Annotated in this window: 13 protein-coding genes; 7 read left to right on the top strand and 6 right to left on the bottom strand. The window is 39.6% G+C overall.

What is annotated here, in order from left to right; all coding sequences use genetic code 11:
* Positions 1–4 precede the first annotated feature (4 nt).
* The 4 genes from LEP1GSC203_RS05995 to LEP1GSC203_RS05980 all read right to left on the bottom strand — a co-directional run bounded on the left by LEP1GSC203_RS05995 (position 5) and on the right by LEP1GSC203_RS05980 (position 6449).
* Positions 5–838: a class I SAM-dependent methyltransferase gene (locus LEP1GSC203_RS05995; RefSeq protein ID WP_002973180.1), complete on the bottom strand. Its 834-nt coding sequence runs from the start codon at positions 836–838 to the stop codon at positions 5–7.
* The gene (locus LEP1GSC203_RS05990; RefSeq protein ID WP_002973057.1) at positions 835–2766 is read right to left on the bottom strand and encodes a SpoIIE family protein phosphatase; all 1932 of its coding nucleotides are present in this window, start codon (positions 2764–2766) and stop codon (positions 835–837) included. The genes LEP1GSC203_RS05995 and LEP1GSC203_RS05990 overlap by 4 nt, the downstream gene beginning before the upstream one ends.
* Positions 2767–2823: 57 nt before the next feature.
* A complete protein-coding gene (locus LEP1GSC203_RS05985; protein WP_002973093.1) occupies positions 2824–4113 on the bottom strand; it encodes a citrate synthase in 1290 nt (429 codons plus the stop codon).
* A gap of 68 nt (positions 4114–4181) precedes the next feature.
* Positions 4182–6449: a lytic transglycosylase domain-containing protein gene (locus tag LEP1GSC203_RS05980; protein ID WP_002973141.1), complete on the bottom strand. Its 2268-nt coding sequence runs from the start codon at positions 6447–6449 to the stop codon at positions 4182–4184.
* Between the two features lie 48 nt (positions 6450–6497).
* Between LEP1GSC203_RS05980 and LEP1GSC203_RS05975 the strand changes: the two genes are divergently transcribed.
* From LEP1GSC203_RS05975 to LEP1GSC203_RS05945, 7 genes are all read left to right on the top strand, one after another.
* Positions 6498–7697, top strand: coding sequence for an LBF_1011 family protein (locus LEP1GSC203_RS05975; RefSeq protein ID WP_002972956.1), 1200 nt, complete (start codon positions 6498–6500; stop codon positions 7695–7697).
* Between the two features lies 1 nt (position 7698).
* Complete coding sequence (locus LEP1GSC203_RS05970) at positions 7699–8472, top strand: hypothetical protein (RefSeq protein WP_002973071.1); 774 nt, start codon at positions 7699–7701, stop codon at positions 8470–8472.
* Between the two features lie 68 nt (positions 8473–8540).
* Positions 8541–8981, top strand: a complete 441-nt coding sequence (locus LEP1GSC203_RS05965) for a bactofilin family protein (RefSeq protein ID WP_002973191.1) — start codon at positions 8541–8543, stop codon at positions 8979–8981.
* Positions 8982–9911, top strand: coding sequence for a PdxA family dehydrogenase (locus LEP1GSC203_RS05960; protein WP_002973078.1), 930 nt, complete (start codon positions 8982–8984; stop codon positions 9909–9911).
* Positions 9912–9922: 11 nt separating this feature from the next.
* Positions 9923–10345: a hypothetical protein gene (locus LEP1GSC203_RS05955; protein WP_002973184.1), complete on the top strand. Its 423-nt coding sequence runs from the start codon at positions 9923–9925 to the stop codon at positions 10343–10345.
* 16 nt (positions 10346–10361) lie between these two features.
* Positions 10362–11483, top strand: coding sequence for a DegT/DnrJ/EryC1/StrS aminotransferase family protein (locus LEP1GSC203_RS05950; RefSeq protein WP_002973075.1), 1122 nt, complete (start codon positions 10362–10364; stop codon positions 11481–11483).
* Entirely contained in the window at positions 11483–12250 is a 768-nt protein-coding gene (locus tag LEP1GSC203_RS05945) for a hypothetical protein (protein WP_002973174.1), read from the top strand. The genes LEP1GSC203_RS05950 and LEP1GSC203_RS05945 overlap by 1 nt, the downstream gene beginning before the upstream one ends.
* Positions 12251–12259: 9 nt before the next feature.
* Here the strand turns inward: LEP1GSC203_RS05945 and LEP1GSC203_RS05940 are convergent, their stop codons facing one another.
* Both LEP1GSC203_RS05940 and LEP1GSC203_RS05935 read right to left on the bottom strand, forming a co-directional pair.
* Entirely contained in the window at positions 12260–13123 is an 864-nt protein-coding gene (locus tag LEP1GSC203_RS05940; RefSeq protein ID WP_002972957.1) for a hypothetical protein, read from the bottom strand.
* 162 nt (positions 13124–13285) lie between these two features.
* Positions 13286–16054 (bottom strand): 2-oxoglutarate dehydrogenase E1 component, encoded by a 2769-nt coding sequence (locus LEP1GSC203_RS05935; protein WP_002973100.1) that lies wholly within the window; start codon positions 16052–16054, stop codon positions 13286–13288.
* Positions 16055–16088 lie beyond the last annotated feature (34 nt).

Below are 16088 nucleotides of genomic sequence, written 5' to 3'. Positions count from 1 at the left end.
GTTTTTATTTAGTGAAGAAAGTACAGAATCCCGCAGGATATTTTTTCCCCGATCTTTCTGGAATGAATAACTCAGAGGTTTGGTAAGTACCTTTGGTTTTGATTCTTGAAGACAAAATCCTTTCTAATGTAAGGGGACTAAAACCTTGGCTATGGCAACTGAGAATGACAAATTCTGGTTTGGAATCCGACAGTTCCATAAGGGCATCCATAAGTTCAGGTAAGTTCTCTTCAATTTTCCAAACTTCTCCTTTAGAACCACGACCGAAACTGGGTGGATCGAGAATGAGGCCTTGGTATTTTTTTCCGCGTTTGATTTCCCGACGAATGAACTTCATTACATCATCCACAATCCATCGCACAGGTTTAGAATCGAGTCCTGAAAGTTTTGCGTTTTCGCGTGCCCAGTCTACCATACCTTTTGAAGCATCAACATGACAAACACCCATACCCGCATCCAAACAGGCGAGAGTGGATCCTCCTGAATAAGCAAACAGATTTAAAACTTCGAGGCCTTGTTTCTTTTTTCCAATTTCACGGATTCGATTCCAATTGGTTTCTTGTTCTGGAAAAAGTCCAATATGACCAAATGGGGTAAGTTTAATTTTAAAGGTAAGATTAGAAAATTCAATGGTAAAACTTTCGGGAACTTTCTTTTGAAAATTCCAATGACCAGAGCCTGAATCATTTTTAATGTACTGCGCATGGAGGTCGCTCCAAATCCCTGGAGTTTCCTTTCCGTAAGCTGATGTAGGGGAAGAACGATGGAGTTTGTAACCACCTACAATTTCCAATTTGGATAGATCACCTGAATCCAAGAGTTCGTAACTTTTTGTCATACCAATTCCAGAAAAATAAACGTTAGGTCGTCGTCCCACTCTTTTATTTCTGTTTTAGAAAACGACTCTAAATCTTGAATGAGTTTTCCTTTGAATAAATGATTGGGTATTTCGCGATTCGTGCGTAAAAATTCCAATAACCCGGACTCTCCATACATTTTTCCTTCTGGATTAAAAGATTCCAAGACTCCATCACTTAGGATGAGGATACGATCCTTCGGTTCTACCCGGTAAGTGGTTTCTTCAATTTGGATTTCTGGAAAAACTCCGATAATTTTTCCTTTGGGATGGACCTTGATAATTTCGCCACTTGCTCTTTGCAGGTAAGCACTAGGATGGCCTGCACGTCCAAACCGCCATACCTTAGTTGATGTATTAAGGTAAACATAGGAAGCCGTTACATATTGAGGATTACAGTTACCGTATAACACGCGATTCATTCCTTCTAAAACTTGTTTAGGAGAGGAAATATTATCTTTTTGAGTTGTAAAGGCAACCTTTCCCATAGCAGAAATGAGCGAGGCTGGAATTCCATGGCCTGAAACATCACAAAGTACAATACCTATTTCGTAAGGGTTTGGTGAGAAGAATTCGTAAAAATCTCCACCCACATCTTTCATTGGTAAGATATAAATTTGAATTTGTAAGTTCTTAACATCGGGAATAGTTTTCGGAAGGGACTGCATGAGGATGTCCCTGGAAATCTTTCTTTCTCGTCTGAGGCTTGTGACTTGGGCCAGGGCCATATCTTTTTCTTGGCGTAACAATTGAATTCGATCTGCCAAAGCGAATGCAAACAAAGTAATGTCAGCAAGAGAAGCGATGGGAAATAACATCTCTTCTAAAAAGGGATTGGAAGGGAGAATCCCAAATTTAAGTAATCCATAAACAATACAAGTAATGAGTAATAAAACAAAGGCTACGGCAAAATAATAAAATGAACGGAGTCGCTTCCAAATTCCCCATACAAGAACGATCAGTAAACTGATACAGATCAAAACTGAAAGCCAACTTACACCAATAGATGATTGAGAGATTCCACCAAACAATGCAACTGCGGCATTCAGTAAGGAAAAAATTCCTAATACATGGTAGAATCGAGCTACTTTTGGAATTCGAGCTTTCAGTTTTAAAAAATTAGAAGTAAATAAAACAAAGAAAAAAAGGCAGATACTAAAAAATACAGGGATACCAATCCGTTTCCAAAAATAAGAATCGGGAACAAAAAAATAACCCCAGAAACCAAGAAGAGAAAGTTGACCGAGACCAAAAAATAAAACATAACCAATATAATAAAAATAGTTCCTATCTCTTACAAAAAATGCAATTGCTAGATTGTATAAAATGATGATACCTAAACTTCCAAAAAATAATCCGTAAATCCATTGGGTAATGTAGTCTTCTCTTTGGAGATTTCTTTGGTTAGTAAAAACTAAAGCAAACTGAAGTGAAATTTCAGAACGGATGGCAATGAGAATGGTTTCTTTTTCATGTCCAATCCGAAAGACAAAATTTCTGTGGGGTATTTCTCTTTGGAAAACAGGTTGGTTATGGCCGGACTTGGATACTACATATGACTTCCCATCATTTTTATGAAATAGCTCCACAGAATCAATGTTATGTGCTTGGATGAGGAGTAATGGGTATTTGATTGGATCGGGGAAATCTCTTGGATCTAACCTTAACCAAAGAGTTCCTTTCAGAAAACCAAAGTTTACAAAGTCCTCGGTTATTGTTTTAAATTCCCCAGTTTTTAAAACAGATTCAATGGGAACAGTTGAGTTGGGATCAATCCAATAGGTGAATTTTTTTGTTTGGATAATTCGTTCCCCAATGTCATTGGGTGTTTCGGAAAGAAGTGTGTTAGTAAAGGATAGAGTAGAGAGAAAAAATAGAAAAAGGATTTTGTCCGGGAATATTTTTTTCAATTTTTAAGTTTTGGACAGGAGATTCTATCCCCTGTCCTTGTTTTGTTTAAAGGTTTTTTAAGCCTGTTTTTTTGCTGCTTCGTAAGAGATTTCTTGTGGACCAGTGTAAATTTGTCTTGGTCGACCAATTTTTAAACTAGGGTCTTCAATCATCTCTTTCCATTGTGCAATCCAACCTGGAAGTCTTCCCATAGCAAACATCACTGTAAACATATTGGTAGGAATTCCAAGAGCACGATAGATGATTCCAGAATAGAAGTCGACGTTTGGATAGAGTTTTCTTTCTACAAAGTAAGGATCATTCAAAGCTGCTTCTTCCAATTCTTTTGCAATGTCAAGAAGTGGATCTTTGATTCCTAGTTTGTTTAAAACTTTATCGCAAGCTACTTTGATAATTTTGGCACGAGGGTCAAAGTTTTTGTAAACTCTGTGCCCAAATCCATTCAATCGGAAACTTGAGTTTTTGTCTTTGGCTTGTTCTACGATTTTTTTAACCGAGAGTCCGCTTTTTTTAATGCCTTCCAACATTTCCAATACTTCTTGGTTGGCTCCCCCATGACGTGGTCCCCAAAGAGCAAGGATTCCTGCTGAAATTGCTCCATACAAGTTGGCTAGAGAAGATCCCACCAAACGCACAGTAGATGTAGAACAATTTTGTTCGTGGTCAGCGTGCAGGATGAGAAGTAAGTTGAGTGCAGAAACAATTTCTGGATCAATATGGTAATCTTCCGCAGGAACCGCAAACATCATGTTCATGAAGTTTGATGCATAATCTAACTCGTTGAGTGGATGGATGATGGGTTGGCCAATGGATTTTTTATACGCATAAGCAGCAATTGTTGGGAACTTTGCAAGCAATCGAATGATGGAAATTTCTCTATGTTCCTCATTCATTGGATCATAACTGTCTTGGTAGTATGTAGACAAACATCCCATCATACAAGACATGATTGCCATCGGGTGACCATCTTTCGGAAAACCGTTAAACAGGCGTTTGAGATCCTCATGGATCATCGTGTGTTTGGTAATGGAGCTATTCCATTCTTTTAGTTGTGCATCGTTTGGAAGTTTGCCGTAGATGAGTAAATAAGCTACTTCAGTGAATGTAGACTTAGCGGCCAAATCATCAATAGGAATTCCGCGGTAACGGAGGATCCCTTGTTCTCCATCGAGAAAGGTAATCTCACTGGTGCAAGCACCTGTATTTAAATAACCGGAATCAATCGTAACATAACCGGACAATTGGCGGAGTTTAGTAATATCAATTGCCTTCTCGTTTTCACTTCCTACTAAAATCGGAAGTTCGAACTCTTTTCCATCCACTTTCAGAATTGCCTTTTCGGACATATCTTCTCCTGTATATCTCTGTCTATTTCAAAGGATAGACAGAGGAAAGGGTGGGGAAAAGCCATTTTTTACAACTTATGGTATTTTTTCATGATGTCGTATGCGTAGAAATTCGAAACCACGATGCGACAGTAATCTCTTGACTCTTTGTAAGGAAGATCCTCTAAAAAATGGTTAAAATCGCCAGTGTAAACTGACTTCTTCCACTTCCTTAAATTTCCTGGACCCCCGTTATAAGCGATGGATGCCCATTTCAATTCATTCCCATTAGATTTCAAAAGATAGGCCAAAAATTTAGTTCCCAAACGGATGGAGGTTTCTGGTTCATAGAGGGAATAGGAAGTGATTCCCATACGCATTGCGAGTTCCTTGCCGGTAGCTGGCATAATTTGCATGAGCCCCCGTGCATTGGAGCGAGATGTCGCCGTTTCCTTAAAGAAGGATTCTTGGCGCATTAATGCATAAACTTTGTCTTCCGAGATATCGTTTTCGTTTGCGTAGCGTGAGACAATACTTTGGTGGGGCCTCGGATAAATTCTGACAGAAATGGAAGTCGGAAGAAGGATGGGGTCGTCAGGAATGAAATGTCTTTTGAGGAGTGACCTTGTGTGAAATGCAGTATAGTACGTGTTATATGTTAGGTCACCAATCCCAACTAAAATTTCATCTTTTTCTTCTTCGGATAGATTTTCCCTTTTTACGTGAAAGTTGACAAGGCTTAGTCCTAAACTGTCTTCTCCAACACGGAAGTATTCTTTGGCGAGATTCAGAAGTTTATGACCTTGGATCCGTGAACTCATACCTCCCAGTTTATTGCCTAATTCATAAGAATCTTTGGGATACACAAATCCCAAATTACGACCGAGGATTGCATAGGACTCTTCAGGAATTCCTGCGGTGTAAGATAAGTATTCAAAAAGATACTCTTTGTTATACGTAGGATTGTCGGGTTTGTTTGATTCTTTGATGATGGGCAAAAATTCTTCACGGATCACACGTGTATAATACGAACCCGGACAAAGGGCATAATACCGCTTCAGTTCTTTTTTTAACTTTTCTGTGTCTCCACTTTCTTTGAGTGATCGCAAATACCAATACACAAGTCGGCCCTTCACAGGAAGGTTCGGAATTTCGGCAAGGGCTCTTTCGAATTTTGCAAGTGGCGCGTAGTCTGATTTTTCCCCTTTGCGATCCACTAGATATTCGATGAGTCGGTCTTGGTAAAAAAGATTAAAGGGATACTTTCCTAAATACAGAATTAGGTTTTCAAAATACAGTTCCCTGTCTCCCAAACGGTCGTAAGAGGCCGCAAGCACACGGTTGTATCCTGCATCTCTTCCTGGGAATGTTTTTAGAAGTTCTATGGCTGCCTGAAATTTGTTTTGTTGGTACAATACATCGGCAAGGGATACAATCCAAGATGAATCCATATCAACAAAGGTTTTATTGGAACGTAAAACTCGGAAAAGTTCATTGATTCTTCCTGTTTTTGTTAAAATAGAAGTTAAGTGTTTGAATCCTTCATAATACGCAAGTCTTGTCGAAAAAAGCTCAGGCCTTGTGCGAAACAAAGCTTCTTTGTCATTATGACTAATGGCAGGAAGGAGAATCGTAAGTTCTGAAGGGGCAAGCTGCAAAATACTACCTGAACCTTTGTATTTAGTCCAATCAGCAGCGACCATATGGACTGTAGAGTCAGAAAGTCCTTCTCTTTGTAATAAGTTTAACCATTCCTCAACAGCAGCTTTTTCATCACCTAAGATGAGTTTTGCTTTCCCATATCTATATTGAGTGTCACCTGTAAGAAGGTATTTTTTATGTGATTCTTGGATGGAGTTTATTTTTTCTAAAATTTCCTTCCATTGGTTGTTTGCAGCAAGAAGTCGCACAAGTTCATCCAGAAGTCGGCGGCAAATTGGGTCTTCTTCTAAATTCAGTCGGTTTAAAAATTGGATTCGTTCTGCGGGTGTTAGATAATTTCTTTGGGTAATTTCGGTATACAACTTCCAATAACTCAGTTTGAATAGTGTGGTTTGGAAGGGCATAGTTTGTGTCAGGATTTTTCTTACTTCTTCCTCTGAAGATTCGGAGACAAAAACTCCACGAACGAGAGAGATCAAATATCGAAATCGTTTCTCCTTGTCTCCGTTAGGTGCTTTTTCATGAAATTCAATTAAGCTATACACTTCACTTTCACGCGAAGGATTTGTATTTTTAAAATGATTTTCGATTTGCCCCCACTGGTGGGATTTGATTAGATATTGAAGGTCAGTTTCCGCAAATAGGGATGTTGTGAAAAAGAGAAGAATTCTACTTGCTAACCAAAAATGCCTCATGCATACTTCCTATGATTACGAATTTAGAGAGGGAAGGTTCCTCTCCTTATGAGCTTACAAACAGAATACAAACTGCAATGGCCGGAATATCGTATTGAATTCCATAAAAGCCCTCATATTCTTAAAAAGGCCAGTCTTACCGAACTCTGGCCTAGTTTACGTGCCTTCTTTTCAGGCAATCAGTCTCGTTTTGCAAACTATCTCTTCTATTTATCGACCGATTTTTCTGGCGGGTTCAGCCTTTGTTCCATTTTAGGGGAAAATGAAGTCGCCAATCGGTTCAAAGACCCACAACTTTTCACACCCACGACCTTCCCTGTGGAATCCTTGGTCCAAATTTGGGAACTCTGCCAAAATCGTGAATTTGAGGAGATGGAAAGGGAAGATTGGGAACTTGTCGGATTTGGACTTTTGTATTCGGGAAAGATTCGAGAATTTCGAAATTGGGTTTTAAAAACTAAAGAATTCTTTGGTCAAACGGATGATAACCGAAGGTTTTTGTTTTTACTCGGATGGGAATCTTCCGAACTTCCTTCTGATAACTCCATATTGCATATGTTAGTTGAGTATGTTAAAGGGAACCGGGAAAGTTTAAATTTTAAAACTCTCACTGACGCCGTTACTCTCGATTCCCATTGGCAAATCGCAGGGGTTCTTTTTCATGCGATCGAAATGGGATGGTTCACTGGTGAGGAAACGTTCCGATTTTGGAAATTTCTGATAGGTTTTTATTCAGAATGGGAAGAATGGGAAAAACAAAAATTTTGTATGGTTTCGCTTGGAAAAATTCCGGCCTTTCCTGCTTTACGATATGCAAAAAGATACTTTCCTTTCGAAACTTTTTTTCGATACAGAAACGATTTGGAAATGGCACTTCGTGGGGACTGGATCGAAGGAAATGAATTTGGATATGAGTTATCACATGAAATGGATCCTTTTGTGGAAACTGTTGTTCGATTTCAGAACGATGGAGACAGTTACGAAGAAGGTTTAAAAAATGAATTAATCCTCAAACCTTATTCTTATTTTATCAATTTACAATTGGCCTCAATTGCATTTGTAAAAAAAGAAAATCAAAAGTTTTTAAATTTTTATAAAAAAGCCGGTCGACTCAAGTATTTACCTTTGGCTCTCAATTTGTATTGGCGAGTTTTGAAAGATACTGGCGAAACAGTTTTGGCAAATACTATCGAACGTTCGTTAGTTTCTTCTGGCGAATCAGTAAACATTCCAGAAGGTTGGGAATAAGATGCCACTTTCGCAAGAACAGATTATGGAACTCTCCAAATTGCAGAAAATGCTAAGGAATTTGGAGAAAATAGAAAGAAATGCCAAAAATGATCTGCAAAAAGAACGTGTTGCCTATGACATCGAACGTTACAGACGTCGTATGCAAGAGGTTTCTCCTGAAGGAATCCCAGATAACTTAGAGCAGACGATGCGGAATGCGAAGACAAGAGAGGAAAATCCAGAAAACCTCAAACATAAAGTGATATCACAATATCCTGTTATGAAAGTTTCTCCCAATTCCAACGATAGCGAAATCAATCAAATTGGTACTCTTGTGAATATTATGGATTTGGAGTATATCCCCATTCTTGGAGATGGCCATATTAAGTTCGATTATTCACATGCAACAGAAAGGGATTCTGTCCTTAAGTATATGGAAAATTTACGTAGGAACATGAAGATCCTAGTCGAGACAATAGAAGAATATGCTGCAGCCGACAAACAAGAGTTTCGTGAACAGCTCTCTCGAATGAAAAATAAACAATCCCGAATCTTTATCGCAGAATCCTTTGAAACCCTCGGTAAATTCCGAGATTTTCTCACTGCGGTGAACAAAGACATTAAAGATGGGAATAATGTCATCATGAACATGGAAGAGCCGATCAAATTCAATCCTAGATTTGAAAAGGCCACAGTTTTGGAAGGTAGGTCGATTATGGAAGGGCTTCGTGAATTTCAGGAATTTGCAGAAGAGGCTTGTGATTTGATTCGTCTCCCGTCTTTTCGAGGGTAAAAAAACCTTTTCATTCCCGGGGGGAACAAGGACACTGTGAAAAATCACATTCACGGACCCGTAACAGCATGGCATTAGTCAAAAATCAGACCGAAGTTACCAATTCAACTATTGGTGAGAATTCTTACTTCAATGGTAAATTCTTCATCAATGGATCCTTAAAAATTGACGGTAAATTCGAGGGGAAATCCCTCCAAGCCGAACACCTCTATATCGGTGTTACAGGAAAGGTCAAAACCAACATCACTGCTGCCAGTGTCATCGTAGAAGGAATTGTGGTCGGAAACGTTACTGCTAGAAACCGCGTGATGCTCCTTCCCACTTCGAAAATCCTTGGCGATATCAAAACTCCGGAACTCATCATCCAAAATGGGGTGATTCTAGAAGGACGTTGTATGATTTCCAACGACCTCAAACACAGCGCGAAAGACTTAATCGAATTGGAATACTCCAAAGATTCTTTGAGTGTTGAGAAAATTTTTGGGAAACAACCAAACGCAAAAGAATAATTGAAAACCATTCTGATTTCGGAAGGCGATCCCACAAGTATCAACTACGAACTTTTGGTTTCTGCCTTCCCTCTGTTGTTATCCTTAGGGAAACGCCATCGCATTTACCTCATTCGTGGCCCCCACAATCTCACGGTACCCTCGCTACCCACCTTGACCCAACCGAGTGACAAACCGGGATTCTATTCTCTTCCTTGGTCGGATTCTAAGAAAACTCGTATCTTTACTTTAGGCAAACCCTCCGCCACTTCTGGTAGGATGGCCTATGATTCTTTACAAGCTGCCATGGACTGGCAAAAGGAATTAGGGGCCGATCTGATTACCCTGCCTCTCTCCAAAGAGTGGGTCGCAAAAGCAGGGGTCAAAGGATTTCGGGGCCATACAGAGACCTTGGCCGAGTATTACAAAAGACCTACGTTTATGATGATGAGTGGGGAAAAACTCAATGTCATCCCCTTAACCACCCATGTTCCATTGAAGGATGTGGTAAAACATCTGAAACGTTTTTCTTGGAAGGAACTAGGATCTGCAATTTCCCGTTCCCCGTTTTTAAAAAATCCAAAATTAGCTTATTTGGGACTGAACCCACATGCAGGTGAGGGAGGAAAGATTGGAGAGGAAGAATCCACCATCCTTGCCGTCGGTGCAAAAATATTACGAAAGGCGAAGTTTTCGGTCGAAGGGCCACTTTCAGCAGATTCTGCATTTCTACCGGGGGCCAAACTGTACGATTTGTATTTGGCCGGATACCATGACCAGGGCCTCATTCCATTTAAATTGCTTGAAGGGAAGAAGGGAGTTAACATAACCTTAGGTCTGGATTTTACTCGTGTGTCCCCCGATCATGGGACAGCCTTTGATATTGCTGGAAAAGGGATCTCTGATCCTACAGGACTTATTTCCTGTTTAGAAAGACTAACGGAGACTTAAAAAAAGAATTCATGACACTATTGGAAGCAGTTGCCTTTCCTGTTCTTTTCATTTGGTTTGTGGGCCTTCTTCTCACTCTCTTCCGGAGAGATTTGGAGTCACACTGGAAGTTTTTTTTCTTTCTTGTGTTTTGTTTTTATCTGGTTCAATTCTTTCCTGAATTTTGGGAAGGGGTGGCTCGTTGGAAAGAAAATCCAAAAGCGGAAGTTCTGATTTGGATCTCTGCTCTCGGAAATTCTATCTATGTATTTTTATTCTTTTTATGGCCCCTTGTTCTCATCCGAATTTATTATTCTGCATCCAATAACTTAAGTAAAACCTTGATCCCTGCACTTGCTTATGGGACAGTTCTGTATTGGGCATTATTTTTTCTTTGGACCATTTACTCCAAAGAGTTCAACGGCTGGCTTCATCAAATATTCACAAATAAGTAATTAAAAAGGGCATACAATGGCAGTTCCATTTATAGATATCAAAAGATTTGAACCAGGATTTTTGGACACCTGGAATGAAAAAGTAAAGTCCATGTCACAAAACGCACAGTTTATCGGTGGAAACGAAGTCACCGATTTGGAAGCAGGCCTTGCTACTTTTGCAGAAACAAAATATGCCATTGGTTGTGCCAATGGGACCGATGCACTGCAACTGGCTTTACGTGCGGTAGGTGTGGGTCGTGGTGATAAAGTTTTGTTACCCGACTCGACGTTTTGGGCCACCTTTGAGGCAGTAGTGAATGTCGGTGGAGATCCATATACCGTCGATACAAATCCTGTCGATTTACAAATGGACTTCCAAGTATTTCAAGAGGCTGTGGAAAAAGTAAAACCGAAAGCGGCTCTTGTGGTTCATTTGTATGGTTGGGGAACAGCAAAGATTGAAGAACTTCGTAAATTTTGCAAAGAAAAGAATGTGGCTCTCATTGAAGATGGGGCGCAGTGTTTTGGAGTAAAGTTCAACGGAAAGTCAATCTATAAAGATGCACTCATTTCTACTACTTCCTTTTATCCAGCGAAGGTGTTAGGTGCTGCTGGTGATGGTGGTGCCGTATTTACTAATGATGAAGAACTTTCTGTAGTGACTCGTAGGCTTGTGAACCACGGAAGAACTTCACATTATGAACATGGACTTGTCGGTTGGAACTCAAGACTAGATTCTTTACAAGCGGCCTTCCTCAATTTATCTTTAAAACACTTACAAGAAAGAATCAATTCCCGTAAAAAATCCCAAAATGTATATTATAAAGAACTTCCAGGTTTAGGAATTGGTGTGATCCAACCACCGAAAGGTTATGAGGAAAATGGATACTGTAACGTAACTTTGGTGGACCCCGAAATCCGACCAAAAATTGAAGCAGTATTAAAAGACAAAGGAATTGGATTTGGAAACATTTATCCAGGCGCCATGTCTGACCAACCAGGTGCCAAACCTTATCTCATCGAAAGAATTGGAAAGGAAGGAAATGCTCGTCGGATCTCCAAGTCAGTTCTTAACTTCCCGCTCTTTGCATATATGACAGAATCGGAATTGGATGAAGTGTTTAGTGCGATAAAAGCATACAACACAAACAAATAATGGAAAAGTTTAGAGTCGGAGTTTTTCTATTTTTTTTACTCATATTAGCGGTGCTTACTTTTAGTTTGTCTAAAAGTTGGCGCCTCTATGATGATGGGTACGAAGTCACAGTAGAAACTCCTGAGTCTAAAGAAAAAGACAATAGTCCCGAACCGACTGATAGTTTGGATTTAGAAGATGGGAATGGAAAGATCTATTGGAAACAATACTTTATTTATCCCCATGGTCTAGTGACCGAATCGGGTGGGTTTGGACCCGATGGAATTCTATCGCATGCCAGAAATCTGTATTCTATCAACTTAAAAGATGGAAAGGTGCAAAAACTATTTCCTCATGATGTTTACATCTGGGATTTTTTTGTTGGGGACTTTGAAAAAAAATCGGTTTCCAATACCATAGATGATCCCAAAGAAGATGTCCTTTCTTTAGAGAAAAAAATCATTATCTTAGCAGTCACTGAAGATAGTAATTTAGATGGTGTTCTCAATTATAAAGACCACAAATTAGTTTATCTTTTTGATCCAGAAACCAGTGAACTCGAAACGGTTTTACCTGTTGGGTTTCATTTTCGTAAGTTAGTATATAATTCGGCAAAAAATCACTTAACTTTGATTTTGGGAAAAAATGTCGACAAACAGGTCAACAAAAGAAGAAAACTTCCCGAGCCGGAAATCAAAATCCATATCTTTGATTATGATGCGACAACAAGCAAGGGAATATTGAGTGGCTCCTTAGAAGCTTTGGCCGCACCGAATCCAACTCCTTAAATTAAGAGCTTACTTTAATCCTTTTCCCATATTGTCCAAATTGAAAATAACTCCAAATTGAAATCCAACTTGATCGAAAGTTTCTGAACGAAATACATCGGACCTTAACATACGTTTGATGCCATGAACTTCAAAGGTAAATCCAAATTCGGGAGTCACATGGTAATTGATTCCACTCGAAATCCTTCCACTGTAACCGGTGCCAGGCACCATAGAACTATACAAAAATAAACTATTGTTATTATAAGAACGATACGAGGTATTAAAATTGATCAAACCGAATTCAATACCAAAGTATGGATCAAACCTGTTTTTAGTGAGTAAATGATAATTGAGTCCTAAAGCATAAATTTTATCTTCATAAAATTGATAACTTGTAGGGGCAGCTTCCAAGTATGGACTAAAGCCATTTGGATTCGTCCGATCGGAATAAATAAACTGATTCAGTCTTTTCCCATTGACAGTATTACTTGAGAGTGAAGCCGTAATTCCAATATGGTCAGTTAATCCGTATTCAAATGCAACCCGTTCCGTTTTACCTGTGTAGAATTTACTTTCTGGTAGAGGAATCCCATTGGGAACATTGACAGAGGCTAACAACCTTTTTGGTAAAATTCCGAAGTCCGCTTGTGATTTGAGTGAATTTTGATAAGATTTTTCACGGTTTTCCAGACTCCCACCAGTATAAATAGTATCCCCTCCGGCCAATTGTAAGTAAAATCCTCCTTGGTAAAAACCATAAAACGTTTCTTTGTTTTGATTTGAGATCGTTGTTTCGGTTGGGGCTAGCGGTTCCGATAATAATGGAATTTGGAAACCATAGGTGATGAAAAAAATGAAGAAAAGGTAACCGAAGTTATAGATTGATTTCATTGGAATAGATTCTAACGGCTGCTTGCTGGTTTGTCAATGCATAAATTCAGATTTAAGTTATTGCATAAGAATATTCAAAGTCCTTAAAATAAAAAAAGCCTTACGATTTCTCGTAAGGCTTCATTTAACACAAAATTAATTGGTTGGTAAGATGAACTATCTTTAGGATAGTGCATCCTTAACTAAATCTTCTTGTTCTTTTAAATGTGTGACTACGTGGCCACAAGCAGGACTTGGGAACTCAGAACGGCCAGCATAGTGTAAACGTTTGTTTTCCGGCATCACTGCCTCAATTCGATCACGAACAAAGAACCACGCGCCTTGGTTTTTTGGTTCTTCTTGTACCCAAACAAATTTTTTCAGTTTTCCGTAGCTTGTAATCATTTGTTTGATATGGTTTTCAGGAAACGGATAGAGTTGTTCGATCCTCACTACAGCCACGTTTTCTAGTTTTTGCGTATCAATGGCTTTGCGTAGGTCGTAGTATACTTTTCCAGAACAGAAAAGTAACTTCTCCACTTTTTCCGGTTTTGCCACTGGATCTGGTAGGATCTTTCTAAACGCACCCGTCGTAATATCTTCCAAACTAGAAGCCGCATCTTTCAAACGAAGGAGTGACTTCGGTGTCATGATGATGAGCGGTTTTCTAAAACTCTGTAAGATTTGTCTACGTAGAATGTGGAAGTATTGGGCTGGTGTGGTTAAGTTGGCCACTTGGATATTGTCCAAAGCACAAAGTTGGAGGAACCTTTCTAACCTAGCGGAAGAGTGTTCTGGACCTTGGCCTTCATATCCGTGTGGCAATAAACAAACAAGACCCGACATCCTTTGCCATTTAATTTCCGAGCTGGAAATGAATTGGTCAAAGATCACCTGCGCATTGTTAGCAAAGTCACCAAACTGAGCTTCCCACATAACAAGACTATTCGGATCCGCAAGGGAGTACCCGTATTCAAATCCGAGACAGGAATATTCGGAAAGGGAAGAGTTTACGATATCAATCTTTGCTTGTTTGTCGCTGATATGATTGAGAAGGGTAAGTTTTTTTCCATTCACAATGTCGGATAGAGTAGCATGTCTATGAGAGAAAGTTCCCCTTTGTGCATCTTGTCCACCAAGACGAATTGGAAATCCATTTTCCAAAATGGAACCAAAAGAAAGTGATTCTGCAAATCCCCAATCAATTGGCAATTCCCCAGCACCCATTTTTTTACGATCTTCCAAAACCTTAATGTGTTTTGGATTCGCAGTATATCCTTCTGGAAGGGTAGTGACGGCTTTGACTATCCCACCTAATTGTTGTTGGAGGAGTTCTGTGTGGACATCTGAATCTAGAGGTTCTTTAGTGTATCTAGACCAAACCCCACCCAGAGTATCTACAGTGATGCGAGTGTCTTTTTCTTTGGCTTGTTGGAAAGAAGTTTCGAGTCCTTGAAGGATTCCGTCTTTTATGAATTGGATTTCTTCTGGCGTGATGTCGCCTCTTTTGAGTAACTTCTCTTCATAAATGCTAATGGTTTTTGGATGTTTTTTGATGATATCATACATCTGTGGTTGTGTGAAGGTCGGTTCATCCGTTTCGTTATGACCAAGCCTTCTGTAACAGATTAAATCAATGATGACATCTTTTTTGAATTTTTGACGGTATTCTAACGCTAGTTTTGTGACGCGGTAAGTGGCTTCTGGATCATCTCCATTGACATGGAAAATGGGAACTTGAAATCCTTTGGCAAGATCAGTTGCATATAAGGTAGATCTAGATTCACTAGGAAGAGTGGTAAATCCAATTTGGTTATTGATCACAATGTGGAAAGTTCCGCCCACTGTATAACCATCTAGGTTCATCATGTTGAGAGTTTCTGCCACCACACCTTGACCAGCAAAGGCAGCATCCCCATGTATGGCCACAGGCATAAATTTAGAACGGTCCAAATCTTTTGCCATTTCTTGGCGGGCACGAACCGATCCAAAAATAACTGGATCCACAGCTTCCAAGTGGGAAGGGTTGAAGGCAAGAGAGAGTTTGACTTCTTTTCCGTAATGAGTCATGACATGGTTGGAATACCCAAGGTGGTATTTCACATCCGCATAACCAAGTTGGCCTGGATTTAGTTTTTCTTCAAATTCAGCAAAGATAAGTCCTGCTGGTTTTCTGATGATGTTTACAAGAACATTGAGTCGTCCTCTATGAGCCATACCAATGACAAGAGCATCCATTTTATGACCACCAGCTTCCTCGACTAAAGTGTCGAGCATCGGGATCATGGTTTCTCCCCCTTCGAGGGAAAATCTTTTTTTCCCTACGAATTTTTTTGCCAAGAAGTTTTCAAAACTATCGGCTTGGTAGAGTTTTTCAAACAAACGTAAAGCGACCTTTTTGCTAATGGGTTCATTGTTTGCCAAAGGTTCCATACGGTTTTGTAACCACTCTCTTTCCTCGTCATTGACAAGGTAGTAGTGTTCACAACCAATCGAACCACAATAGGTTTTTTCAAACCAATCAATGACATCTTTTAGTTTGGCTTTCCCTAAATTGGCAATTCCAGAATCCACTTCTGTTTCTAAGTCGCTTGGTTTTAGGGCTTTCACTTTCAGATCAATGAATTCGCGGTTGGGTTTGTTGATCCCGAGTGGGTCGAGGTTGGCAGCTAAGTGGCCTTGTCTTCGGTAAGCATTGAGTAGGTTGATAATCCCAAAGTCACTGAGTGAGGAGTCTTTTCGGTGTTCGGTGGATGCATAATTCACATATCCGTTTCCGTTGAACCCATTTCCTCCCGATCCGTTACTAGAAATGGACGACCTTTCCAATTCTTGGAAAAAATCGATCCAATCTTTGGTTAATGAAGATGGATCTTCTTTAAACTGTTTGTAATACTCTTCCAACAATACGACGTTATCGCCGTATAAACTCATCATCTGGTCGGTTGTCATATACTCTCCCTAAAACAACAAAACAACAGTTAAA

Origin of the sequence: Leptospira terpstrae serovar Hualin str. LT 11-33 = ATCC 700639 (assembly GCF_000332495.1) — a bacterium.
Lineage (GTDB): Bacteria > Spirochaetota > Leptospiria > Leptospirales > Leptospiraceae > Leptospira_A > Leptospira_A terpstrae.
Note: the sequence above shows the minus strand (reverse complement) of the source record. Positions and strands in the feature narration are given on the sequence as shown.